Here is a 25,514-nt window from a genome sequence, read left to right as displayed (position 1 = left end):
CTTAGACCGTCAGCTCCTTCTCAAGTGAGTTTCCGCCAAAGAACACGCCATCATCGATCACCTGATTGATGATGGTTTCGTCGACCTTGTCCGCTTCATTTGTCCAGGCATAAAGCAGGGCAAAGTCGCAGAACTGATTGACCAAGCGCGGCACACCGCGGGTCTGCTGAAAAATCACCTTGCAGGCATCTTCTGTAAACTCACCGCCGGACCCGCCGGCCGTTTTCATTCTGTGTCTGATATAGGCTTCGACGGACGACTCATCCATCCGTTCCAGGTGAAAACTTGCGGCCACGCGCTGCGTCAGCTGGCGCATCTTGGGGTCCAGAACCATGTCGCGCAATTCAGGTTGGCCAACCAGAACAAGCTGGATCAGTTCGTCCGTGTTCGAGTTGATATTGGTCAGCATACGGATTTCTTCCAGACCTTCGACTGTCAGGTTCTGCGCCTCGTCAAAGATCAGGACCACCCGCCGCCCTTCGGCATATTCCGCGACCAGAAAATCCTGCAGATCCCGGAACAGCTGAACATAAGGGGCGTCGTTGTTAATTGGCAGGCCCAACGCATGCAGAACCCATTGCAGCAGCTCTCCTCGCCCCCCTTGCGCATTCGAGATCAGCCCAACGGTGATCGACTCTTCCATTTCACTCAGAAGATGCTGCACCAGAGTTGTTTTCCCAGCCCCGATTTCGCCTGTCAGCACTGTAATGGGTGCACAGCTCATGATGCCGAACTGCAGCACCGAATACCCACGCTTGTGCAGCGGTGACCAGTACATGAATCCGGGGTCCGGAAGCAGTGTGAAGGGCCGCCGATCGAGCCCGAAATAGTCTAGATAAAACCCGTCACTGGACGCCATTGCACCTCGGCTGCCTTCCGCCTTGTCAAACCTCGTACCGGCCCCCTGGAGATCATCCAAACTTAAACTCTGAACCACCAGAAATCCCTTACATAAAGAACACGTCACATAAACAAAAAGTACTTGGGTACTACTTTGCCACAAAATCAAGATAGCAGGCACCACTAAACTGCACACGCGGTGAATTGACCTGCGGCCCCCTTCAATCAGAAATATTTCTCGCAATTGTTTCCATCTACGCCTTTGGAAAAGGTCCGTCGATGGCGCCTTGGCAATCTGGCTTGAACACGAGTCAAAAAGGCCTCCGGGAGGTCAAAGTTGGCTCCAAAAGCACAAAATTTAATCCATTGTACCCAATGAGGAAACAGAAACCCTTGAACTTTCAACAGACCAGTTGAGCAAAGTTTCACGATCCTGTTGGAAAACTCTCGTACTAAGTCGTTCTGAGGTGTCCTTGCCAGTATTATTGTTTTGCAAGCCAAGCCGAATTTGTTAACACTTGATTACGGGAAAGTGGCCTCGCGAGTGAGCAAACGCAGGGTCGAAGTGGTATAAAAATATAAGATTTTAAGTATATGTAGTTGAGGTCGAGCGTGTTCTGTTCCTGAGTTTGGTAAGTGGTTCGTGAGTATTTGTGTGTGTTGGGGGTTTAAATAGTGACAAGTCATTCAAAAGAAGTGGCCAACGCTGGCGCGGGCTACTCTAGCATCTCTGTTATGCCAACCTCAGTTCAGTATCCGGGGTTCTACAGAGGTGTGGGAAAACGCATCTTTGATATCGCGTTTACACTGCTTGCAGCGCCGTTCGTCGTTCCGATGGTTGTGCTTCTGGCCGTATTTCTGGCCAGTCAGGGCGTAACACCGTTTTACCGGCAGGAGCGGGTTGGAAAAGACGGCAAGGTTTTCAAGCTGCTCAAACTGCGCACCATGGTGCATGACGCTGAGGCCGTGCTGAAAGAACATCTGGCAGCCGACCCCGAAGCCCGGGAAGAGTGGAACCGCAACCAGAAGCTTCGCAACGATCCACGCATCATTAAATTCGGCACATTCCTGCGTAAATCCTCAATGGATGAACTGCCGCAGTTCTGGAACGTTTTTGTGGGTGAAATGTCCCTGGTCGGACCTCGCCCGATGATGGTGAACCAACAGGAACTGTATCCCGGCAAATTCTACAACGCGATGCGCCCTGGTATTTCCGGGTTTTGGCAAGTGTCCAAGCGCAACCAGTCTTCATTTGCCGAACGCGCTTATCACGACACAAACTACTGGAAAAGCATGTCGTTCGGCACAGATGTGTCAATCCTGATCCGGACTATCTCTGTCGTCCTGCGCGGCACCGGGTGTTAAACCCGGAACGCGTGGCCGGGTAAAACTGTCGGCTGCGTGCGATTTCGTAACTTTTGCGGGAGTGCAGCATTGAGCAGAGCCGGAACCTCTATCAACAAATTGCTGGCCAGCGCCTTCTTGGCCGCAGCCCTGTTATTGAGCGCGTGCGACTCGGCCGAAGAACGCGCGGAGGCGCATTTCCAGGCCGGACTGGCTCATCTGGAAGCTGGTGACGTCGAGCGCGCATTGGTCGAATTCAGGAATGTCTTCAAACTCAACGGTCAGCACAAAGAGGCGCGACTGACCTTCGCCCGGCTGGAGCGCGAGCGGGGCAATATCCGTGGTGCCTACAGCCAGTATCTGAGACTGGTAGAGCAATATCCGGACAACCTCGAAGGACAGCGCAGCCTTGCCGAGATGGCACTGGAAATTGGCAACTGGGATGATGTCAGACGTTACGGCGGCGCTGCCGCAGCACTGGCCCCGAACGATATCGAAATCAAATCCATCAACAACACGCTGACTTATACCGACGCGGTCAGAAATGGCGATGCCGCAGGCGTGGATTTCACTGTCCACACCGCCCTCAAGATGATCGAGAAACACCCCGATCTGATGACTGCGCGGCAGATCGTGATTGACCATCTGGTCCGCGACCAGGACTGGACCGGCGTCTTGAACGAGACCAGTGCGGCACTTGATATCAATCCAAAGGAGGAAAACCTTTACGGGATTCGCCTTCGCGCGCTGCGGGAACTGGACAAGCCCACTGAAATCGAAACGCTGCTCAGACAAATGGCATTTGTGTTCCCTGACGATGAAGGCGTCGAACAGTTACTCGTCCAGCATTTTATCGACCAGGACAATCTGGATGCCGCAGAACAGATGCTGCGCTCAGAGGTGGACCCAAAAGACACAGATTACATGCCAGCCCAGCGTCTGGTCGCGTTTTTGAACGAAAATCGCAGTATATCGGCCGCGATTACGGAATTGGATACGATCATCACGCATAACGGACCCAATACCGCACGCTTCAAAACGATACGCGCCGCATTGAAATTCCGTTCTGGCGACAAACAGACCGCAATTGCCGAGATGCACGCATTGCTTGAAGGCGCGCAACGCACCATTCAGACAAGGGAAAACGAGGTGGAATTTGCAAGAATGCTATTCCAAACTGACGACCCCGGCGCAGCAAGAACCTTGATTGAAAACGTGCTTTCAGAAGATCCCACCCAAGTTGAGGCGCTCAAGTTCAAGGCATCATGGTTGATTGAAGAAGACAATATTGGTGATGCCATTGTTCAATTGCGCGAAGCGCTTCGCCAAGACCCCCGCGACCCGCAATTGATGACCCTTATGGCGCAGGCTCATGAACGCAATGGGGACAGGGAGCTGATGGGGGAAATGCTGGCCCTGGCGACGGAAGTGTCGCGAAATGCGCCGGAGGAAACACTGCGCTACGCTCAGTTCTTAATAGAAGAAAATGACCCGGAAATTGCCGAACGCATCCTGATCGCATCTCTACAGCAGACATCAGAAGAACCCGATCTTCTGTTCCTTTTGGGTGAAGTTTATCTGGGTATGAAAGACTGGGCGCGGCTGGAGGTTGTCCTGCGCTCTGTCAAGGACCTGAACACCCCCGAGGCACGGCGCCTCGCAAATGAACTCAAGGCCCACATGCTTGCAGCCCAGGCACGCACGGAGGAACTGACTGCCTTCCTGAACGAGTTAACAGATGATCCCGAATTTGGCCTGCCAGCCGATATCGCACTTATTCGCTCGTTGCTGGCACAGGGGCAGGCCACTGCCGCCTTTGCTCGCCTTGACGAACTGCTTGCAGAAGATCCGGATTCTCTGCCGGTGCGATTGGTCAAGGCCCACGCCTTGACGGGCGAAGGCAAACGCGGCGAGGCTGAGCAGCTCTATCGCGCGATCCTCGAGGACTATCCGGATACAACGCGGGCCTGGTTATCACTGCACGCACTGATCGTTGAACGCAACGAGGTTGAACTGGCCAAAAGCATTCTGACAGATGCCCTGACCAGATTGCCCGAGAACCCCGAACTTCTCATGCTGCAGGCGGCAGATCACGAACGCTCCGGAGAGCTGGATCAGGCGATCTCGGTCTATGAAAAACTTTACCCGCTCAGCAACCGATCCTTGGTTGTGGCCAACAACCTGGCCAGCCTGTTGACAACCCACCGCAGCGATGACGAAAGCCTGCAACGCGCCAGCGTTTTGGCAAGGCGACTCCGCGGCACCCGCGTGCCTGTCTTTCAGGAAACCTATGGCTGGGTTTCTTACAGAATGGGCAATTATGACGAGGCCGTCAGCTATCTTGAACTCGCAGCGCGCGCATTCCCCGATCACCCCACAGTTCTATATCATCTGGGCAAAGCCTATGCCGCTGTCGACCGTCGAGAGGACGCCCTGCGCGCGTATCGTGCAGCACGGGCGACGGGAGTTCCCCTGAACATTTCACCTTCGCTGGAAGAAGAGATCGAACAGGTCAGTTCCGCGGACAAGCTGGGGCAATAGTGTTTCCAAAGCGGAATCCGCTGCAAATCTGCCGCATCTCGCATCCGTATGAAACGCTGCAGATTGTTTCGTTACCAATGAGTTGGCATAAAGGGGAAAAATATGAGAGATTTGAACATGCGGACAGTAATCGGTTCATTGATTGCGTTTGTCATGACTATGGTCGTGGCGAGCGGGGCTTGGGCGCAATCCTATCAGATCCAGCCGGGTGATGCTCTTCAGATTGAAGTATTGGAAGACCCTTCCCTGAACCGGACCGTTCTGGTTTTGCCAGACGGCTCCATCACCTTTCCCCTTGCCGGATCAATTCGGGCAGGAGGACTATCAACGAATGGATTAAGTTCATCCCTGGCATCGGCGCTGGCACCAAATTTCAATGCACCGCCGACCGTATTTACATCGATTGCAAGGGTCGCACCTCCTGCGTTTCCCGGGTCTCTCACTCCAACCGGACCGACAATTGATGTCTTTATCATGGGTGAAGTCAACGCACCCGGAAAATATCTTGCAACCGAGGGAACAACTATTCTTCAGGTTTTGGCCCAGGCTGGCGGCCTGACCAATTTCGCGGCTCGCAAGCGCATCGAATTGCGCCGGGCTGACAGTAAAGCAGGCGCGGTAAACAAATATAAATATAACTACGATGGCTCGGGCAGTGGCATCAAAGGCAATACAGTTCTTAAGACCGGAGACGTTGTTGTGGTGCCCGCACGCCGTTTGTTCGAATAGGGGCTTATACAGGTGGGAAAATCCAAAAATAAACTATCCACCACGCTGGGGGGCGGGGTAGCTTTATTCTTTTCGCTGACGCCTGCGGTTGGACAGCAGAACCTGACGCAACAAACAACTGTACAGCAAACGGCTGCGCCATCGACGGCCGCACAACGCGCCCCCAGCTTACAGCTCATCTCTCAACAGGCTCAACGAAACCCTGCGCGCAGGGTCGGTCTGCCGCCCGCCGCCCGGCAAACCGGCGGCACCGGAACCGGGCTGAGCATAACGTTGGATTACCTGTCATCACTCCGGCATGATGACAACCTCAGGCTAACGGACCCTTCCCTTGGGTCGACCACTTGGTGGGAGAACACACTGGCCTTGGGCCTCGTCAATCAGACACCAGGATCTACTCTGACCTTCGACCTGTCGGGGCTGTATCGGATCGCCAACGAACCAATCATTGGAACAGAATCCAGTTTTTCGGACCCGTTCACACAGCTGACATATCAACGAGACAACGCTAACAGCCAGTTTCGATTGCTTGCCGAATACCGTGAAAGAGATTTAGCCTTCAACAGGTCACTAACCGATATAAATCTGGATGGCGTCATCGATGCCTCTGATGTCATCGGCACCGTGGGCGATCAGGTCAATACGCGTGGAAACCTGGACTGGCAAACTGGTTTGAATGATCCTTTGGGTTTCCGGTTTAACTACAGCCACCGCGAACGCAGCTATACGAACACAATTAACCCGAACCTGTTCGACAATAGATCGGATGACTATGCAGCAACCGCAATACTTAGAATCTCTCCGATTCTACAGGGAAACGTGCGCGTTAGTTACATAGACTTCAATGCAGACGATGCTGTAGGCACCGACCGGAATACGACGACAGTGTCAACTGGTGCAACATATGACGTATCCCCAGTTACCACTGTCAGTGCGAATATTGGCTACACTCAGGTCGATAACACTCTACGCACGACCAATACCAATAACGTTACAGAAAATTTTGTCTGGGACTTTTCCTGGAACAAAACTCTGTCGAACGGCACAGCCAATATTTTTCTCGACCAGACATTCGGCGTGAATGGTACAAGATCCAACGCCACCTTTGGTCGAAGCTTTCAATGGGCTGGCGGGTTGTTCAGCTTCAATGCCGGATTTACCAGAGGGCCCTTTGACGAAGTCACACCAATTGGCCAGATCGACTATAGCTATCAACTGGCCAGCTCTCAAATCTCTGCAAAAATCCAGCGCCGGGTCGGTACCAGTACACAAAGCAACGAAACCCGGGAAACCGTGGCTTTTCTAGCCTATGATTACTTTATCAACCCGGTATCCGGTCTGTCTTTCAGCGTCAATTTCATCGATCAGGAAAGCGAAGGCCCGGGCCCGTCCAACCCGCGTCAACGCGGTACTTTCGATGCCTCCTATACCCGCGCGATCACAAAGGATTGGGCGATGAACATCGGTTATCAATACGAAATGGATGACCAGAACGGATTCAAGGCGACCTCTAACTCGGTCTTCCTGACGCTTGGGCGGAGGTTCACTCTTAAACCTTAAAAAGGTGGCTCCGAACAATCCAACCCTTGCTTTCTGATTGTATCCGTGTGGGATCATAAACGCAGGGGCCGAGGGGGTTACAATTCCAGGGCCTCTCATATTATGCATGATGGTTTGTGATGCATCGCCTCGATTCGAACGACAGCCGCCGCAAAGTGCTTGAGACGGCCCGAAACGTCCTGCCTGCCATCAACGCTGCGGGACTGTTCTGGTTTGCCCTGTTGGTGTTGGGGTCGCTTCCCGTTTTCTGGATCGGCATTGTCTCGCTGGGCGCGGCGTGGAGCACGCCGGAATACAGCCACGGACCGCTGATCCCTATCATCTCGCTGTACCTGTTCCTGCGTGAATTGCGGGACATGCCGCCGCCCAATTCCATTGTGCGCGACCGCTGGCCTGGCGTGGCGGTGATTGCCGTGGCCCTGACCATCGCCATTCTGGGAAATCTGGCCCGAATTCCGGATATCGTCACCTATGCGATGATCATCTGGGTGGGCGGCGTCATGGTGACCGTCTTCGGCTGGCAACGCGGGAAATACCACCAATTGCCCGTAATCCATCTGGTCTTCATGCTGCCCCTGCCCCAGTTCGTCTACTGGAAGCTCACGATCTTCCTGCAATGGGTGTCGTCCGAGTTGGGCGTCTGGTTCGTACAGCTCGCCGGTGTTTCGGTCTTTATCGAAGGCAATGTCATCGATCTGGGGGTCTACAAGCTGCAGGTGGCCGAGGCCTGTTCGGGCCTGCGTTATCTGTTCCCGATCCTCAGCTTTTCATACCTCTTTGCCCTGCTCTACCGCGGTCCGATCTGGCACAAGGTGGTTCTGCTGGTCTCGGCCGCGCCGCTGACTGTTCTGATGAATTCCATCCGCATCGGCGTGATCGGCATTCTGGTCAATCAGCATGGCATCGAACAGGCCGAAGGGTTCATGCATTTCTTCGAAGGCTGGATCATCTTCCTGCTCTGCGTCGCCATTCTGTTTCTCATGGCGCTCGGCTTGCAGCGTCTGGCCCCTGATCCGAAACCGTTCACCGAGGCAATCGATCTGGATACCGAAGGGCTGGGTACCGTCGCATTGCGTATCTTTGCCATCCGCGCTTCGGTCGCGCTGGCTCTCGCGGCGCTTTTGACGCTTGCGGTCTCGACCGCATGGACACTGCGCCCCGCCTCCGAGGTGAAACTCGTCGAGCGGGACCCCTTTGTCCTCTATCCGCGCCAATTGGGCGACTGGTCGGGGTCGACCACCAGCCTTGATCCCAATGTTGAACGAACTCTGGGCGCCAGCGATTACCTCCATGCCACTTATATCGACAGCGGATCGGGCGATTTCGTGAACATGTTCGTGGCCTTCTACGACAAGCAAACTGATGGCGACGGCATCCATTCACCCGAGGTTTGCCTGCCCGTAGGTGGCTGGGAAATCTTCAGCCTTGAGCCATATGAGATCAATCCGGGCAACACCCCCTACGGCAGCTTTACCGTCAACCGCGCTGTCATCCAGAAAGAACTGTCAAAACAGCTTGTCTACTACTGGTTCGAACAGCGCGGCAAACGCATGGTCAACGATTTCCGCGCCAAGATGAGCGTTATTCAGGACGGATTCACCATGGGCCGGACCGACGGCGCATTGGTTCGATTTGTCACCCCCATCCTGCCCGGCGAAACCGAGGCGGATGCGGATGCGCGACTCCAGCGGTTCATGGAACCCAGCCTGAACCGCCTACCGCGGTTTGTGCCGTTTTGATCTAAGGTAAAAGCCCGGCTTGGTTTCCCTCGATTACAATCGAAAATTACTCCGGTGTGTTCAAAGACAGACGAATAAAAGAGACACTGAGGCACTGCCCCAATCCTTCCACGACCGAATTACTTTGTAACACAACCACCTTATCCTGTCACAATCACCAAGCTCGACTGGAAAGGCTCAATTGCCGAAGGCCTGAACTAGACAAATGCACATAAGCGAAAGAGCTGCCAACGAGCGAAGATAGGGCCCTACCCTTTCCAGATCCGCTGATACGCCGCGATCAGCGCAGGGACCTGATGGGGCCAGGCCATTTCCGCCTCGACCCGGGCGCGGCCATAGCGGCCCATGGCGGTGCGGCGGGCGTCATCTGCCAGCAGCTCGGTGATCTTGTCGGCCATATCCATCGGATCGTTGGCCTTGGCGTAAAGCGAGGCCTCCTGCGCCGAGAACCGCCCTTCGGTCACGTCGAACTGAACGATGGGTTTCTCGAAGGCCATGTATTCAAGGATCTTGTTCATGGTGGATTTGTCATTCATCTCGTTCACCCGGTCCGGGTTCACGCAGACATCTGCGGTTGACAGGATCTCGAACAGATCATGATCCGGCGCACGGCCGGTGAAGGTGACATAGTCTGACAGGCCCATTTCAGCAGATTGTTCGCGCAGCTTGTCCAGGCTGGGCCCCCCGCCCACAAGGCAGAACTGGATGTCGTCGCGCCCCTGAACCTGCACCAGATGCGCCACGGATTCCAGCAGCAGGTCGATCCCTTCCTGATCGCCCATGACGCCGACATAGCCCACCATGTATGTCCGCCCGTTGCGCCATGCCGGGTTCGGGGGCAGGTGCTGCAACCGGCTCAGATCGGGGCCCGAGCGAACCACAAAGACATCCTCGGGCGCCATGCCGCCGCGTTCAATGGCGATCTTGCGATAGCTTTCATTGGTGGCAATCGACACCCGTGCCGAGGCGAAGGTCAGCCGCTCGAACGTCTTCATCAGCTTCCAGAAGAAGCCGCGCTTGTCGAACTTGGCCTCGTAAAGCTCGGGGTTGATGTCGTGGTGATCGAACAGATAGCGCACGCCAAACAGCTTGAAGGGCAGCGCCACCAGAAAGATCAGATCGGGCGGGTTGCAGCCATGGATGACATGAAACCCTCGGGTGAACTTGATCTTCAGTGACAGCCAGCTTTCCCAGAACAGCGCCGCGCCATATTCCAGCAAATATCCCAACGCGCCACTGGCATCCAACGGCAACGGGTGGCGGTAGACCTTGATGCCTTCATCTTCCCAGACACGTTCCTCATGGCCCTTGCCGGTGGGGCAGATAACCGAGACCAGCGCGCCTGCGGCAGCCAGCGTGCGCGCCTCCATCCAGACGCGGCGGTCGAAGGGCACGGGCAGGTTTTCCACCACGATCAGAACCTTCAGCCCTTTCAGCGGCTGGCTCTGGCGCAGCTCGTCGAACGAGATCGGCTGAACGGCGGACACAGGGCTAGTCATATTCATAGGTTCTTATCACCTCTGCATCGCCAAGGTTCAGCTCGTTCACGATCCGGTTCGATCCGACCACCAAATCCCATGGCCCGGCCTCGGCCGTGGCGCGATCAACCAGCAGGCGGCCCACATTGGGCAGGTGGGTAAAGGCATAACCCAGGTTCTGCCCCCGCAGATCGGCAGGTTTGATGGCCGGATCATAGACCGACAGCTGATACCCCGCCTGCAGCAGACGCCGGGCAATATCGACATTGGGGCTTTCGCGCAGATCATCAGTTCCGGCCTTGAAGGCCAGTCCCGCCATCAGCACCCGGCCGCCTTCGGGCAGCCGCGCCATGATGTCCTGCGCCTGATAGGTCTTGTGCGCCTGATTGGTCTGCAACAGGCTGTCGATCAGATGGGTATGGGCTCCCACCTCGCCGGCGATATGCTGCAGCGCGCGCACATCCTTGGGCAGGCACGAGCCCCCGAACGCACCGCCCGGGCGGGTGTAATAGGCCGAGATGTTCAGCTTGGTATCCGAGACGAAAATCTCGTGCATGGTTTTGGCGGACACGCCCATACTGTGGCAGATACGGCCGATCTCATTGGCGAAGGCCACCTTGGTGGCATGCCAGGTGTTGTCAACGAATTTGGTGATCTCGGCCTCTTCAAAAGCGGTGTAGAACACCGGCGCGTCCAGACCCTCGTGCATTTCGTCCATTACCGCCGAGCGATTACCATCGGCTGTACCAACAACGATCTTGGGCGGGTTGAAGAAATCATCCACCGCCGACGCCTCGCGCAGGAATTCGGGGTTATAGACGATCTCGACCGCCTGCGCCGTTCGCTCGCCCAGATAGCTTTGGAAGATCGGCTCGATCAGCTGCCGCACGGTGCCTGGCCGGAAGGTTGACCGATAGGCCACCGTCAGAGGTCGCGCGCGGTCGGGCGATACGGTTTCGGCGATCTGGCGCGTCACCTCGGCCACAAAGCTCATGTTATGCGAGCCATCGGTGGAACTGGGCGTGCCCACACAGACAATGGCCAGATCCACATCCCCGAGATCCGGCATCTCGACCACGGCGCGGATCAGATTTTTCCCAAGCGCCTCGGTCAGTAACCCGGCCACTTTCGGTTCCTTGATCGGGGGCTGGCCTGCGTTGATTTCGGACACCTTGTCGGCATTCACATCAATGCCGATCACCTCGTGCCCTTCACGGGTCAGACAGCACGCTGCCGTGAACCCCACATACCCCAAACCAAAAATCGCAATCTTCATACTGTCATACCGTCTTGAAAACTGGTGTCGTCACTCAATTGTTTCTAAATCGAATACAAGGCTTCACATACCCGATGTCCTTGCTCAAATTGATTTCAAATTGTGGGAGTAATCGCAATTTTTCCTTGAAATGTGGCAACGCTTTCTGACACTGAGCGTAGATCATGTGACCCTGTCACTAGATGAATAACAACCTTCAAACTGATTACCAACGACTGGCCTGGATTGCCACAAAAGTTACCGGTGACATGCCCAGATCTGCCTTGGGAGAAGGCAAAACCAGAAACACTGAGGCGTTAAATTGTTTTTTGTTCTAAATGTAGAAAGATGGTGCGATTGACGCATTCTCCTAAAGTAGGCTTGCCTTCCAGCATGCTGACTCGCAGATCTGCCCTAGCAGTGGGCGCTGCGACTCTCTTGGCGTCCGGCCTCTTCAGGCAGGCGTTGGGTTTTGCAACGCTCGCCATCACTGCCCGCCTTCTCAGGCCTGAAGACTTTGGTATCATTGCCTATTTCATAATTGCGACCGCACTGCTTGAGATGCTGCAGCGCCAGGTCAGCATCGTGTTGATCCGATTGGATGATATAACCCACGAACATCTCGACACAGTCTTCACCATGCAAATTCTACTTGGATTGATAGCTGGCGCGTTGGTCTGGCTGTCAAAACCCCTAGTAGCTTTGCTCGGCATACCTGAACTTGTCGAAATTTTACCTGCAGTTGCAGCGATTTCGGTTTTGCTCGCCCTGCGCAGCCCACGTTTTCTTCTGTATGAACGCGGCCTAAGGTTTTCGCTGGCCGCAGCAGAGGAAACGTTCAATCGTATCGCTTATGCCAGTGTCGCCATCTATCTGTCATGGCTGTGGCAGGATTTCTGGGCGATTATTGTGGCCCTGTTTGTCGGTGCTGCGACCCGAAACATTTGGACATTCGCAACTGCTCCGATGTTTCCCAGGCTTTCGGTATCTCGTTGGCGGGAAAGCCTGTCTTTTTCCTCCTGGTCCATGGGCGCGCAACTGTCCCAGTTTTTGGCCAACAACATGCCCCAGATTGTTATCGGCGCAACTCTTGGCCTTGCAGATGCAGGGATTTTCCGGGCCGGCAGCCGCATCACCACGATTGTGACGACACAGTTATTTGCCCCGTTGCAACGCGTGATCTACCCGGGTCTGGCAGATGTCTCACGATCAACCGGGCAAAACCAGAAAGCGTTTATGCGCATCAACGAGATGCTGCTGGCTTTCGTTCTGCCGATCAGCATCGGAACTGCGCTGATTTCGGAAGACATGATCCTTGTCGGTATGGGATACAAATGGATCGCCGCAGCTCAGGTCATCTGGGTCCTGGCGCCACTCAAAGCCTTGGAAACACTACAGGCGAATGTTCGAGCCGCCAGCTATATCGAAGGGTCAACGCGTATTCTGTTCATCCGGAACGCAACCTTGTTGGCTTTGGTCTGTTTTTTCATGTGGGTCGGTACCAAGTTTGACTTTCGTGGCGCGCTGGCGGCAGCTGGCCTGTCCAGCTTTACCGCGCTCATTATCACCCTGATCATTGCCAGAAGGTTCGGCAAGGGTGGCCTGTTTGAACCGCTGACCGTCGCCTGGCGCAGCATCCTGTCCTGCGCCGTCATGATCGCCTTGGTGATCTTTGCTGATATGCTTCTGCACACCGGGGCACATGTCCCGCGCCTCATGGTGATCGTTCTGGTCAAAGTCTGCGTTGGCGTAATCACCTACACATTGACTCACCTTCTGCTGTGGGTCATGGCGGGTCGGCCCGAAGGGTTTGAAACACTGGTCTTTTCACTGCTGTCCCGTCTGCGCGGTCATCTCCGGCGCGAGCGCGCCTGAACCAGGGATGCCGTTACAGCGCCGCTTGTAATTGGGCGATGATATAGTCCAGATGCGCCGCCCCGAGGTACTGGTGCAAAGGCAGGGACAGCGCCTTGTTCTTCAGCGCCATTGCCTCTTCCTGACCGCTCCAGTCCAGGTTGCGGTTGAACCCCGCCCACCACGGCGTCGCCCCTATTCCCTTACTTTGCAAAGTCTGAACGACCCGGTCCCTGTCTGCCACCATCACCGACATGTTGAGGGGGCAGGTCTCCGGTGCAAGCTCGGGCAGCAACAGGCGAACACCCGGACTTCCTTCAAGCAGATCCCTGTATCGCTGCCAGTTTGACCGCCGGGCTGATATCGCCTGAGAGACGGAAAATGATTTCAAGGGTCGGGAAGCAAAAACGCTCATCCCTGCGTTCAGAAGAGCCGGGTCAAAATAGTAGTGCCCCGGAATATCCTCCAACTTATCGTTCTCAAGGGGGGGGGCATTCTCAGCCACAGGCTTGCCCTTTAGCGCCTGTACCATTCCCTTTGCGCGCGTTGAACCAAGCGCGGCGGTCAGACCAGTACGCACCAGCGTTTTCACGACAACCTTGCGCGGTGCAGGACGGTTGAACGGATTGACGCTTTGCAAATCCGGCGCATTGATCACCAACGCACCACCGCCCAGAACCGGAACAAATTTATAAAAGCAAAACACCGACACGTCACCGGTACGACCTTCGGCGGGTGATGCCCCGCTCAGAAGACTTAGCGCGCAATCCTCAATCATCCGCAATCCATGCCGGTCGCACAGCTCGCGCAGCTCTGCCAGTGCCGGCTGAATAACCCCGAAATAGTGGATGACATAGAGCACTTTGGTCCGTGGAGAGATCAGCGGCTCGATCCGAGCAGGATCAGCAATCAGATCTTGCGCCACCGGAAACAGCCGGACCGACAAACCCGCATGGATCAACGGATCAACTTCCGATCCACAATTGTAGGCCGGTGCCAGAACCTCATCCCCGGGCTGCAATTCCAACAAGTCGCAGGCCGCCCGGATCGCAACACGGGTGTTATAGCTTGGAAACGCCCGACGCCCCTTGAACAGAGACATATAACCCCCCTCCGGGTCCGACCGGAAAAGGTTGGAAAAGCGCATCGGGGGGTCGCCACAATACAAGGTGTTCCGGGTGGGTTTAGTGGTCATGTCAGCCTGTAAAGTTCAATAGCTTCGCCAAACCCGGCGGCGCATGATCCGGTTTTCGTCACACTGCCCCACAGGGGAAAAGCCCATTTTCAGAATATTCTTGCGGGACGGCAGATTGTAATCTCTGCAATTGGTGAAAATCCCCTCGACCCCATCCGAAGCCCGGTCCGCCGCAATCATCCGCCATAGCCGTTCCTGCAAGTTGCGACCTCGATAATCCGGCAGGACATAGACATGCCAAAACAGCTCCTCCCTCTCGCCTAGGGGGACAAAGAAATCGCGGCTGTGCGTCGCATCGCGCACCCAGGCAAGGGCTTGCACATTGTCATCCTCCTCCAGCACCCAAAGCCGCCACCCGAGTGCCAGCCAGTCCACAGTACCCCAGTCATGCGCAGCCAGTGGATCGGTCAACCAAGCCAGATCCGGCTGATCCAGTTCGTCCGCAGACAAAACCTCGCGCAAGCGTCCAACCCCGCTCAGAGCGGGTTGCGACATGCTGCTGTTCTGAGTATCGAGCCTGAACACCAGATGGCGTTTGCGTACAAAACTGTCGAGAAAGGCCAGCCAGACCTGTTTGATCAGCATTCCCGGCCCCAGCCGCGCCGCGCCCTGGATCAGCTGTATCTTGCCTTTCTTTGCTAACTTCATCTTCAGCACCGCCGATCGTTCTCACATCCAGGCTTCATCCCATGATCGCCCGTTTGACCTTTTTCAGATGCCCCCGCAGCAGATCACGGGCATTTCCGGTTAGAAACACATGTCGGTTCACAATTTTCTGCCGCTCGGAAATCCGTCGAATACTGCGCGGCCCGAATTCCGACTTGTACTTGTGGATGTTGAACTTCTTGTCACCCGCAACCGGAGCGCGATACCCCTCTACATCCAGGATGCCGCATCCTTTTTGCTGCGCCCAGCACATCGCCTCAAGCCACAATGCCGGTGCGATACGCAGATTGCCGGCAGCCCTGAGATGTTCCGGCTCGGTTGTGAAGTGACGCCCATGCACGACGTCTTTGCTGCGATAGACCAACAAGCCAGCCAGAAACGCATCCTCCTGCCAGGCCATGATCACGGTTCCAATATCATCAGGGCGCAGCACGTCTTCGAATGTCGTCTCATATGTAGCGACGTCCAATTCTTCCAATCCGCGCGTGGCGCGCAGGCGGTTCATGCTGCTTAGAAAGATGCCGAACTCTTCGCTTGTTTCTGCAATGCGGAAGGTAACGCCCTGCCGTTCAGCGCGGCGGACTTCGCGCCGGGCGCTTTTGGAGAAACTTTTCATGATCTCCTCGCGGGTCCCGGATATATCCACCCACCCGGTTTCGCGGAACTGCTCCTCTTCGGAAACCCGCCAACCGTCCCCGGCCAGAACGCCATCCATTGTTACCGCGTCCTGTTCTGTCCAGAATGGGGTGACATTCAGACTGCCCACGCTGGCCAGTTCAGGATGTTCGCAAAGGGCCTTCAGAAACGCAGCCATGTTGTGGGCGTCGTCGCATACCGGGCCGCTCAGGCAATAAGCTTTGGACCAGGCACCGGGCAAAAAAGGGTGCGGCTCAAGCGAAAGTAGGCCAACAGCCACCAGAGCGCCGCCCCCGCAGTGGGCGCGGGCATACAGAACCTTTCGACCCGAGGCTTGCTCGGAACGGGCAAAAACCAGAGATTGCCGCGGGTGCTGGTGTTTTGCCCCTTTCAGGAATCTATCCCAGTCCGCGCGTTGTTCCGTGTTCAGGGATTCACTACAGTCGACCACGATATCGTCTTGGGTTCGAAGGTCCGGCGCTGTCAAACTATTACCTCAATATACTGGTCTATACGCTTTGACTTTTACGACTGCTATAAAACAACAATTGCCTTCAGAGGATCGTGGTCAGTGTATTCATAGAATGAAACAATGACTAAGTAATTTGAAATGTGAATGGTTAACGAGAATAGAGTATAATGATTTCATCACCAAACAGCACGTCAACTGCCTGCGCTGTTTCAATCGTGATCGTGAACTGGAACACCCGGGATATTCTTCGGGATTGCCTGATGTCCATCGTACGCGAAACAATGATGCCGCATGAGATCATTGTCGTCGATAATGCATCAAACGATGGCTCGGCCGAACTCGTGCGAACAGAATTCCCTCGGGTGCGGCTGATCGCGAATAAGACCAACCGGGGCTTTGCTGCCGCCAACAATCAAGGATTGGAAATCGCGCAAGGGGACACCTTGTTGTTGCTCAACCCCGACACCATCATTCTGGACGGCGCGATCGACACAATGGTCCACTGGCTTGGGCAGCATCCCGATGTGGGATGCCTCGGTTGCCAGGTGCTGGAGGATGAGAACACCATTCAGCGCACCTGCTTTGCCGATCCCGGGCCTGCCAATCTTGCGCTGATCGAATTCGGGCTGCATCGCCTGTCGCCGCAAAACCGGCTTCTGGGCCATGCCGAATATGGAGACTGGGACCGAAAGTCCGAACGACCGGTTGATGTGGTTTCGGGCATGTTCATGCTGGTACCCCGTCACGTGTTCGAAGCGGTTGGCCCGTTGGATGAAGCATTCTTTGTCTATTCTGAAGAGGCCGACTGGTGCCGCCGCATTCGCGACGCCGGATGGTCTTGCGTATTTTCCCCCGCAGCGCAAATTCTGCATCTGGACGGGGGTGGCAAAAGCACGGTTCAGATCCGGTCACGCATGTTCGTGCAAATGCAAAAAAGCAAAATGATCTATTTACGCAAGCACTACGGCCTTTGGGGGGCGTTCTGTGGGCGGGCCATCTTTGTCGGATCCTCTATATTGCGTTTCCTGATGTCTGCCACCGGACAACATGACGAAGCTGCCGCACGACGACGGCTTGCGCGCGCTTCCTTGCGGTATCATCTGATCAGACAGGAACCGGTCGAGTGACCGAAGCTTCAAACCAGTTGTCATTCCAGTGGGTTGATGGGGTGGAACCTCTGAGCGACATGGTGGAAGAATGGATCGCTCTTGCCGATCGGGTGGGCGCGGATATCTATGCCAACCCGGTTTGGGTACTGACATGGTGGATGCACTTTGGGCAGGGGCGAACACTTCGCGCATTGGTGGTGCGCAATGCGAACGGGCATCTCGTGGCCCTGATCCCTTTCATGATCCACGCGGTCTGGCTGGGGCCAATCAGGATACGTATCGCAAAACTTGCTGCAACAGACCCAAACACAGTGGTTTTTCGCCTGGCAGCCGAAGAGTGGGCCGTGACACCCAGCCTGACGGAGGCACTGTCTGACCTTCTCGGGCGGGGGTGTGCCGATCTGATCAGCTTCACCCCCGCATCCGAGCGCGGACAGGTTCTGCACGCTGCGCGTGATGCGGTGGCCCATTACGCGTCTTCCCACCCGCCATTGGCGTTGCAGGATCGTGCTGCGGGCACACACACCGTCTTTGAGCTTCCCGGCAGCTTTGACGGCTATCTGAGCCGATTGTCCAAGAAGCGGCGCAATCAGTATCGACGGGATCTAAAACGCCTGCAAAGTGACCATGGGCTGACAACGCAAGTGACCCATCCCGACGCGGTGCAATTCCAGGACTTTGTCAGGTTTCACAACCAACAATGGCAAAAGGCCGGAAAAGGTGGCCATTTCACCGACTGGGCCGGGAGTGAGGCCTTTTACAGTGAGCTTGCCAAAGTGACCCTAACCAGCGAAAAAACATGGTTTGTCGAGCAGCACGGCCACAGTTCAGCTCTGGCAACCCAGTTCTGCCTGGTTTCCGGTCAGGTCTGCCACTGGCGCCTGCCCGCCAGATCAACCGACCCCGAGCTTGAACGTTTGAGTCTGGGAAAGATCGGCCTGGTTCAGATGATCGAAGAACTGATTGAGGGCGGCATCACACGGATTGAGGCCGGGATTGGCGATTACGGCTACAAGCTGATCTACGGTGGTGAAGCAGTTCCCACCCACCGCCTGATCATCTCGCGGCAATCGGGCTTTGCCGCGATACGTCTCAAACTCTGCCTGGGTTGGGCGCGCCTGCTGCATCTGGCCTATTACAGGCTCTGGTTCGGTCGCCTGACTCCACGCCTGAGAGCGATCCTTCCACTGAGGCATAAACCCTTATGGGCCGCCTGGGTCAGGACAAGGATATAAATCCATCATGACCCCTGAACCCCTATCTCTTCATATCCTGTCTGCATCCGATTGGCTGGACTGCAGCGCCGCTTTTCAGGATCTGACCTATGAACAGAGCCTGACCTATGCACAGGCAGCCGCACGGCGGATCGGGGCAGAACCACAATTCGTCCGGGTGGAAACCCCGTCTGGACAGATCGTCGCCGCCGCGTGCTTGCGCATCAAACGCCTGCCCGCGCTTGGGCGCGGAATCGCATGGATTGCAGCGGGACCATTGCTCCGGCATCGGGATCACCCCGATCCCTCGCCCGAAACCGTGCAGGCGGTGCTCGCGGCACTGCGCGCGCATGCGACAGCAACAGGACATATCCTGCGCCTGCGTTTTCCGGTGATTACCCGCTATGACGTGCCCTCCCTCGACGAACTGGCCGCCAGCCAGGGTTTTGTCCACTCAGAGCGGTCCCCATCTTACAGAACTGTCGTAGTAGACTGTGATCAGGACGAAGACACGCTGATGCGCGCGCTGCACGGCAAGTGGCGCAATCCGCTGCGCAATGCGCTCAAGGCTGGGCTGGAGTTGGATATCATTCCGATTGCAGAGGCTCGCAGCCGGTTTCACGCGCTATATCAAGACGTACAGGCCACCAAGGGGTTTCGCCCGGATATTCCCCCCGAATTTTACTATGGGCTTACAGGGTCCGATTTTGACCATGAGGTTCTGTTCGCTCGGAAGGACGGTGCTGACATCGCCGGCATGACCATTGGCAGAGCCGGCATCAACGCCGTCTACCTTTTCGGCGCCACAGCTGAAGCCGGGCGACGGCTGAATGCCGGACACTACCTGATGTGGCATTCCATTCTACGCTGCAAAGAACTGGGCATGAAGTTCTACGATCTGGGCGGTATAGACCCTGATTCAAACCCAACGGTCACACGGTTCAAGCACCGCACCGGGGGGGCAGACCTACAGGCGGCAGGCCCTTACGAGTTCCAACCCAAAGGGCTAACTGCGCCTGCGATCCGCGCCGCGGAAACGCTGCATTCGCTTTTGAAGAGGCGGCGAAAATGACCAACCTGACAAGCGTCAACTTTCACGGTATCGGAGATCCCGGGCGCTCGCTGGAGCCCGGCGAAGCGCCATATTGGCTGTCGCGGGAGCAATTCGAATACGTCCTTGACCAGGTTGCCGCCATGCCTGACCCGGCGGCTGTTGCAATCACCTTTGATGATGGCAACCTGTCTGATCATGATATTGCGCTGCCCGCCCTGATTGACCGGGGTCTTCATGCACGTTTCTTTGTTCTGACCGGGCGCCTCGGGCAAACGGGATCGCTGCACAAGAAGCACCTGCATAACCTGCAGAGCGCAGGTATGTTGATCGGCAGCCATGGAATTGACCATGTCAGCTGGCCGACACTGAACGATGCGATGCTCAGGCAGGAATTGGAGACATCCCGGGCACAGCTTGAGGATATCTGCGGCCGGTCGATAACCGAGGCCGGGATTCCATTCGGACGTTACGATGCGCGGGTATTACGGGCCTTGCGTGCATCAGGTTATACGACGGCGTGGTCAAGTGACGGTGGTCAATGGCGGCAAGGTGCATTCCTGCGCCCCCGCACCTCGCTGCGTGGTGATATGTCGCCCGATGAAATGCAGGCCGTTCTGTCAGGTCACATGCCCGCCCTGCGCCGCCTGCGCCGCGCCGTCGGAATGACCCGGCGTCGCTGGACGGTGACCGGTTAAACACATTCCAACGTATAACCTTGTTACTCGGCAGGTTCCGGGTCAGGTCCTTTGGGAAAGCGCGTATAGCGGATTTCCCGTCGGGCGGATGTTCCCTGCACCTGTTCGCCCTCACCTTCGGGTGTTTCCCGGGCATCAATCAACCACATGCCGCTGCCAAGAAGGAACATGAACAGGCAATAGGTGGCATCCCACAAATGCACGGTGAATGCAGACACACTGAGACTTAGGAACGAAATCAGAAATCCGGTTCGAACCCGTGCATAGAGGCCAGTCAAAGGAGCACGGATGATTTGATAACTTGCGATAATGACGGCCAGACCCAGAAAGATCAGGGCCGGAATCCCGTATCTCAGGGCGATGAGCAGCCAGAAATTATCAACGCTTGGCTTCATCCATTTGGGGCGAGTCCATTCACCCAGACCAATCCCAAAAATCGGGTTGCGGAAAATATCGTCAATGGCGTGGTTGAAGATGTGAATTCTGTTCCAGGCAGACCCGGCGGAGAATGTAAGCTCTGTCGCAATGATCTGAAACGCATTCCGGTTCGACGCCAGTTCGAGGATGGTATAGATAATGCCGAATATGATGGCGAAAATCACCCATCGGCTTTTGATCTTCTTCAGAATCTCATCCCAGGCGATCAGGAAAGCCTGCAACATAACCCCCATGAAGGCGCCAGAAGACAAAGAGCTGAAAACAGCCGTACTAACAATAATCGAGCGTTGAGTTTGCTTGAAGAATGCGCCTTCCGGGCTGAGCACATACCAGGACAGCGCAAGAACGGGTGAACAGAAAACGCCAAACAAAATCGGATGGGGCATTGAGGCCTGCGCCCGCTCCAGCCCCAATCTCGGCTCCTGATTCACGTCTGCATAGACCTGAAACACCCCGCCAAATATGTTCAGCAGGATCGGTTTCCCCGTGATATTTTCGTACAGTGCGAAGGGGACCAACACCAGAACGATGGCAAAAAGCCACCACACCGCCGTTCGAAATGTCACGTAGTCCCGGATCAGGACGCGCGCAAACAGATATGGAACGACTGTTTCCACAACCAGAATACCTGCGAATTGCCAACGTCCTATCCCGTGGTTGGCAAACAGGGCCAACGCCGCCCACATCGCCGCAAGCAAAACCAGAATGTCAGGCGACCGCACCGGGCCTGCCGCACCCTTGGCCCACTGAATAAGCACCGGAATTGTGGCGGCCAGAAAATACAAACGATACGCGCTCAGCCTCAGGCCGATGAAGAAGAAAAAGAACGGCATGACGAAAGACAGAATCAAAAGCGCGATTATGAACCCGTGACGGGACTTTTCGGCCGCGCCGGCAGCGGTCTGGTGACCGGACTGCATAACAAGTGACATGAACCGTGCCTTTCTGGAGAACACCTGATCGGTGCGATACTACCAACAATGCTTAACGTGTACGCCAGGGAAGTATAATCCGCATCATCCAAGGGTCCATCACCGCTTTAGGAAAAACAATACCCCGTATTTCTTGCGACTGTTTCGCAAGCATGGCGGTGAATACACAGCAAAAAATAGATGCAGGCCAATCGCGATAGTTTTCTGGCGCGGCTCTGGAATGGTCGTTAAAACACCGACATGGGTTACGATAGGAGCGTTGGATTTGGCCGGGAACCCTTGGTTATTTTTATTTGTATCTTTGGTTAAGGGTAAACAGCTTCGCAGTTTTGCCCGCAGATTGACCCGCAAAGCCGGCAAGACACAACCCGACGGGTTCGATAATGCTGTGCCGCGGATCATCCCCAAGAACATCTGGATGTTCTGGGATAAAGGAATTGATGAAGCCCCCGAAATCGTGCGGATGTGCATTGCATCCTGGCAAGACAAAAACCCGGACTGGACCCTCCGCATTCTCGACAAGGACACGGTCGCAGAGTTTGTCGATATGCCAAAGCTCTCGCCAGAAATATCGATACAATCTTATTCCAACATTCTGCGGTTCAAGCTTTTGAAAGAACACGGCGGTGTTTGGGCGGATGCGACCGCGTTCTGTATCAAACCATTGAATGACTGGCTGCCGATTGTCGGACAGCGAGGGTTCTTTGCCTATTTCTGGACCCCGGAAACCCGATGGTTCACATGGCCCGGATATACGCGTGAAGTGGCAACGTGGTTTTTGGCCTCCGAACCGCAAAATGTTATAATGGCGGACTGGTATGACTACAGTGTTCAGTATTGGAAAAATCGCCAGAAACCGCATCTGTATTTCTGGTGTCAGACATTATTTGAACTGCTGATTTACATGCGCCGCCCGTTCCGGCGCGCCCTGCGTGAAGTCCCTAAATTCGGATGTGTCGGACCGCATCTGGTACATGAATGCCTCTTGCGGCAACGCGATCATGCCCGGGTAGCCCGCATTCTGGACGATGGCGCGGCACCCGTACAAAAGTTACGCTGGCAATGGAACGCTCAGCATCTTGAAATTGCGAAGAAATTGCTGCGCGTCTCGGAAACCGAAGTTCCCAAACGCCCCAAGGTCGGCTGACCCGCAAGGGTTGGCTGCATCATTCTATCCGGATCAACATATCCGGGTAATCTCGGGCGATCCTTTGTAGATCCTGCTCGTATTTTTGTCGCAACGCGCTGACCGTTTCACTTTGATATGGCCGAAACGGGGTGCCAGCGACGGCATCCGGCCCGTCATTATAGAAGATCTTCTTAACCCACATACGGCGTTCTTCAACTGACAGTGAACGATCCAGAGCCTCAGCCTGGTGAATCGCCTCTTGCGATGGCGATGTGGTTCTTGTGGGTGGTGGAATCTGTGGGAATGCACCCACGTTCCGGCCTGCAAAAGCTGTCAGAATCTTCTGCCAGTGTGCGCTGTAGTCTTCCTGTCGCCAGACCCGCAATGCTGCACCGGGAAAGGCCGCCATAAGACGCTCGATCAGATCGAACCAACTGGGCGGCGTCTTCAGAACGTCCGCGCCGATCCGGGATTGCCAATACGGATCCGGCGCAAAGGATTTCATCATCTGAGCATAGGCTGAGGGCAACAGCCTGTCATAAGAGCGCACCCCCAGAAAGAGCGTAACAGGAGCCGTTTTTTGCATCTCGGTGACAATATGCGCCCCGCGAAAAGACGGGTAAAAGACAGGCGACAATAAACCGTCGGAATAGCCCAGCAGATCTTCGTCCGAAACAAGAACCGTCTCTGCTCCGCCGCGCAGCGCCTGAGTCTGGCGCATAAACTGATTGGCCAATGGTCTTGACCAGAACCTTCTTCGCCAATGACTGGGGTTTGAATAGCGGCGCTGTAACGGACCAAAAGCTTCCCGGGGGATATAATCCACACCCCGTCGCGCCATCTGGTCCCGATGTGCTAGCAGCGTATCCTGAACATGTGTTGTCGCGGTCTTATGCGCACCCAGATGTATGCGCCATTCCTTTACCGGTTGCACCTGCCCGCTCCGTTCCTTGCCTGCCGGATCACGCTGCAACACCTGCCAGAACATCCCGGTGCAGGGCAATATCCTCGGCATAATAGTCACGAATAAAGTCCTGGAAAACAGGTTCACTCAAGACCGGATGCGGTTGCGTGCCACCGGATTTCATCAGAACGCGACGGGCGGAGACACGCAATGCTTCGTGCACCGGGCTAGGCAAAACGCGACGGGCCAGCGCACTCCCCCCATACATAACCCGTTTCAGCTGCGGGTGACGAAACACCGTGGTCTTGTTGGCATGCCCGATTTCCAGCGAAGCGAGGCCGATCTGCCGGGTCAGAGCCTGAACAAAAAGATCAAGATGTTCGACCGGATAGAGATTGCGCACCAACCGTTCGCCGTTGATCCCGACAAAATCGGACTGTCGGGAAAAATGCACATATTCCGGAGAAATCACCGCAGGATCAGAACGAAGATATGCCACTACCTTCTCGGTTTCTGCGCGGATTTCATCATCGCTGAGCTGCGCAAATTCCTTGCCCAGATACATTTTGGCGCGTTGCGACATGGCCGATTGAAAGCGCTGATACGGGTCCCGCAACAGTGCATAGCTTTCGTATTCCTTCAGTTTCCCGAAGGCCTCAGGATCAAGGTCACGCAGCAGCGACAGTGGAAGATGACGATAGTCTATTTCACCCAGTTCAGGATGTCGCTCGACCAGTTTCAGAAACCGGCTGTCTGCATCATGGAATGACAAAACAGCATTACGAACAGACGTTCCCGCACATTTCGGCACGTGAATGAACACAAAACGATGGCTGTCAGACAAAATCATAACTCGAAACTTTCAACACGATCGGCCTGAAACAGCCGCAATTCTCCAGGGCAGGGAATGTCTGTCCTGAAATACAGTTGGCCAGGTGCGATCTTGCACCCAGCCAGCGTAATTTTTCAACCATATATGCGCCGACATTTCGCCGATGCATATCGTGTCAGGCAATCGAAAAATCGTCCTGCACAACCTGCGTGTCTACAAAAACGACCTCGTCGTCGATTGCAAACGCGCTGATTTCACCATCGATATAACGATTTCTCGCAAAACCTAGATCCCAACCCCATTCCTTGCCGCCGTGCGCATCGACAAAATCAAAATCGGTATTGGTTTCATCAAGCACCACATTCCCATCGACGAGAACCTGTAGACGATCTGCATTCTGGTCGACCAAGAAGGTGATCGTATGGGTTTCGGTATCATTCAGGCCCAGATTATCGACATGGAATCCCTTGGTGAATTTGCCATCATTGTTTGCGGCATGCGCAATCAGGCCATCACCTGTCAACGTCAGTCCCACATGGCCCTTGTTCCAGACCAAACGCTGGGTGCTGCCGTCTGCTTCAGATCTGGTAAACTCAACCGTGAAAGCAATCTGCTCGGAATCTTCAAACTCGGTCAGACGCCCCAATTTCACAAGATCCCGGTCTCCGTCAAGTTGGATCACCGGACCCGACGCCGTGTCCACAACCGTCGCATCACCGATAAGCTCGGCCTGACCGTTATCTGGCAGGTTCGCGATATCCAGAACAAAGTCGTCAAAGACCATTTGACCGGATGGGACAGAAGGCGATGTCGATCCAGACGTACCACCGGTATCCGTACCGGATGTACCACCGGTATCCGTACCGGATGTACCACCGGTATCCGTACCGGATGTACC

The 25,514-nt window shown here is 55.4% G+C and carries 21 protein-coding genes; 11 read left to right on the top strand and 10 right to left on the bottom strand.

Annotation, left to right across the window (positions count from 1 at the left end):
- Position 1: 1 nt before the first annotated feature.
- Positions 2 to 919, bottom strand: coding sequence for an ExeA family protein (locus AC2FPW_RS08890; RefSeq protein ID WP_496813349.1), 918 nt, complete (start codon positions 917 to 919; stop codon positions 2 to 4).
- Positions 920 to 1,575: 656 nt separating this feature from the next.
- On the opposite strand from AC2FPW_RS08890, the gene AC2FPW_RS08885 reads away from it, so the two are divergent.
- The 5 genes from AC2FPW_RS08885 (at position 1,576) to xrtD (ending at position 8,753) form a co-directional block, all read left to right on the top strand.
- Complete coding sequence (locus AC2FPW_RS08885) at positions 1,576 to 2,205, top strand: sugar transferase (protein WP_496813347.1); 630 nt, start codon at positions 1,576 to 1,578, stop codon at positions 2,203 to 2,205.
- A gap of 69 nt (positions 2,206 to 2,274) precedes the next feature.
- Positions 2,275 to 4,725 (top strand): tetratricopeptide repeat protein, encoded by a 2,451-nt coding sequence (locus AC2FPW_RS08880; protein ID WP_496813345.1) that lies wholly within the window; start codon positions 2,275 to 2,277, stop codon positions 4,723 to 4,725.
- A 138-nt stretch (positions 4,726 to 4,863) separates the two neighbouring features.
- On the top strand, positions 4,864 to 5,454 hold the full coding sequence (locus AC2FPW_RS08875) for a polysaccharide biosynthesis/export family protein (RefSeq protein WP_480555470.1): 591 nt from the start codon (positions 4,864 to 4,866) through the stop codon (positions 5,452 to 5,454).
- Positions 5,455 to 5,466: 12 nt separating this feature from the next.
- Positions 5,467 to 7,014: a hypothetical protein gene (locus AC2FPW_RS08870; protein ID WP_496813343.1), complete on the top strand. Its 1,548-nt coding sequence runs from the start codon at positions 5,467 to 5,469 to the stop codon at positions 7,012 to 7,014.
- A 119-nt stretch (positions 7,015 to 7,133) separates the two neighbouring features.
- On the top strand, positions 7,134 to 8,753 hold the full coding sequence (gene xrtD, locus AC2FPW_RS08865) for a VPLPA-CTERM-specific exosortase XrtD (protein ID WP_496813342.1): 1,620 nt from the start codon (positions 7,134 to 7,136) through the stop codon (positions 8,751 to 8,753).
- A 248-nt stretch (positions 8,754 to 9,001) separates the two neighbouring features.
- On the opposite strand, the gene AC2FPW_RS08860 is transcribed toward xrtD, so the two are convergent.
- Both AC2FPW_RS08860 and AC2FPW_RS08855 read right to left on the bottom strand, forming a co-directional pair.
- Positions 9,002 to 10,258, bottom strand: coding sequence for a glycosyltransferase family 4 protein (locus AC2FPW_RS08860; protein ID WP_496813340.1), 1,257 nt, complete (start codon positions 10,256 to 10,258; stop codon positions 9,002 to 9,004).
- Positions 10,245 to 11,507 carry a nucleotide sugar dehydrogenase gene (locus AC2FPW_RS08855; RefSeq protein WP_480529090.1) on the bottom strand — a complete coding sequence of 421 codons (1,263 nt, stop codon included), beginning with the start codon at positions 11,505 to 11,507 and terminating at the stop codon, positions 10,245 to 10,247. The genes AC2FPW_RS08860 and AC2FPW_RS08855 overlap by 14 nt, the downstream gene beginning before the upstream one ends.
- A 327-nt stretch (positions 11,508 to 11,834) precedes the next feature.
- Between AC2FPW_RS08855 and AC2FPW_RS08850 the strand changes: the two genes are divergently transcribed.
- A complete protein-coding gene (locus tag AC2FPW_RS08850; RefSeq protein WP_496813338.1) occupies positions 11,835 to 13,361 on the top strand; it encodes an oligosaccharide flippase family protein in 1,527 nt (508 codons plus the stop codon).
- A gap of 13 nt (positions 13,362 to 13,374) precedes the next feature.
- Here the strand turns inward: AC2FPW_RS08850 and AC2FPW_RS08845 are convergent, their stop codons facing one another.
- The 3 genes from AC2FPW_RS08845 to AC2FPW_RS08835 form a co-directional block, all read right to left on the bottom strand.
- Entirely contained in the window at positions 13,375 to 14,442 is a 1,068-nt protein-coding gene (locus AC2FPW_RS08845) for a DegT/DnrJ/EryC1/StrS family aminotransferase (RefSeq protein WP_496813336.1), read from the bottom strand.
- 108 nt (positions 14,443 to 14,550) lie between these two features.
- On the bottom strand, positions 14,551 to 15,183 hold the full coding sequence (locus AC2FPW_RS08840) for a GNAT family N-acetyltransferase (RefSeq protein WP_496813334.1): 633 nt from the start codon (positions 15,181 to 15,183) through the stop codon (positions 14,551 to 14,553).
- A 34-nt stretch (positions 15,184 to 15,217) separates the two neighbouring features.
- On the bottom strand, positions 15,218 to 16,324 hold the full coding sequence (locus AC2FPW_RS08835) for a GNAT family N-acetyltransferase (RefSeq protein WP_496813332.1): 1,107 nt from the start codon (positions 16,322 to 16,324) through the stop codon (positions 15,218 to 15,220).
- Positions 16,325 to 16,476: 152 nt separating this feature from the next.
- Here AC2FPW_RS08835 and AC2FPW_RS08830 point away from each other — a divergent pair, with 152 nt between their 5' ends.
- From AC2FPW_RS08830 to AC2FPW_RS08815, 4 genes are read left to right on the top strand one after another with little or no spacing between them, the layout of a single operon-like run.
- Positions 16,477 to 17,436: a glycosyltransferase family 2 protein gene (locus tag AC2FPW_RS08830; protein ID WP_496813330.1), complete on the top strand. Its 960-nt coding sequence runs from the start codon at positions 16,477 to 16,479 to the stop codon at positions 17,434 to 17,436.
- On the top strand, positions 17,433 to 18,653 hold the full coding sequence (locus AC2FPW_RS08825; protein ID WP_496813328.1) for a GNAT family N-acetyltransferase: 1,221 nt from the start codon (positions 17,433 to 17,435) through the stop codon (positions 18,651 to 18,653). Before AC2FPW_RS08830 ends, AC2FPW_RS08825 begins: the two co-directional genes overlap by 4 nt.
- 7 nt (positions 18,654 to 18,660) lie before the next feature.
- Positions 18,661 to 19,704 carry a lipid II:glycine glycyltransferase FemX gene (locus tag AC2FPW_RS08820; RefSeq protein ID WP_496813326.1) on the top strand — a complete coding sequence of 348 codons (1,044 nt, stop codon included), beginning with the start codon at positions 18,661 to 18,663 and terminating at the stop codon, positions 19,702 to 19,704.
- Complete coding sequence (locus AC2FPW_RS08815) at positions 19,701 to 20,381, top strand: polysaccharide deacetylase family protein (RefSeq protein ID WP_496813324.1); 681 nt, start codon at positions 19,701 to 19,703, stop codon at positions 20,379 to 20,381. Before AC2FPW_RS08820 ends, AC2FPW_RS08815 begins: the two co-directional genes overlap by 4 nt.
- Before the next feature lie 23 nt (positions 20,382 to 20,404).
- Here the strand turns inward: AC2FPW_RS08815 and AC2FPW_RS08810 are convergent, their stop codons facing one another.
- Positions 20,405 to 21,751 carry an O-antigen ligase family protein gene (locus AC2FPW_RS08810; RefSeq protein WP_496813322.1) on the bottom strand — a complete coding sequence of 449 codons (1,347 nt, stop codon included), beginning with the start codon at positions 21,749 to 21,751 and terminating at the stop codon, positions 20,405 to 20,407.
- Positions 21,752 to 22,091: 340 nt separating this feature from the next.
- On the opposite strand from AC2FPW_RS08810, the gene AC2FPW_RS08805 reads away from it, so the two are divergent.
- Entirely contained in the window at positions 22,092 to 22,898 is an 807-nt protein-coding gene (locus AC2FPW_RS08805; protein ID WP_496813320.1) for a capsular polysaccharide synthesis protein, read from the top strand.
- Positions 22,899 to 22,917: 19 nt separating this feature from the next.
- Here the strand turns inward: AC2FPW_RS08805 and AC2FPW_RS08800 are convergent, their stop codons facing one another.
- The 3 genes from AC2FPW_RS08800 to AC2FPW_RS08790 form a co-directional block, all read right to left on the bottom strand.
- Complete coding sequence (locus AC2FPW_RS08800; RefSeq protein ID WP_496813318.1) at positions 22,918 to 23,904, bottom strand: hypothetical protein; 987 nt, start codon at positions 23,902 to 23,904, stop codon at positions 22,918 to 22,920.
- On the bottom strand, positions 23,843 to 24,634 hold the full coding sequence (locus tag AC2FPW_RS08795; protein ID WP_496813316.1) for a sulfotransferase family 2 domain-containing protein: 792 nt from the start codon (positions 24,632 to 24,634) through the stop codon (positions 23,843 to 23,845). The genes AC2FPW_RS08800 and AC2FPW_RS08795 overlap by 62 nt, the downstream gene beginning before the upstream one ends.
- Positions 24,635 to 24,791: 157 nt before the next feature.
- The coding region (locus AC2FPW_RS08790) for a hypothetical protein (protein ID WP_496813314.1) at positions 24,792 to 25,514 on the bottom strand (723 nt) is incomplete at its 5' end.

This window comes from Ruegeria sp. SATB027 (assembly GCF_059613825.1).
This window is presented reverse-complemented; position numbering and strand designations above follow the sequence as displayed.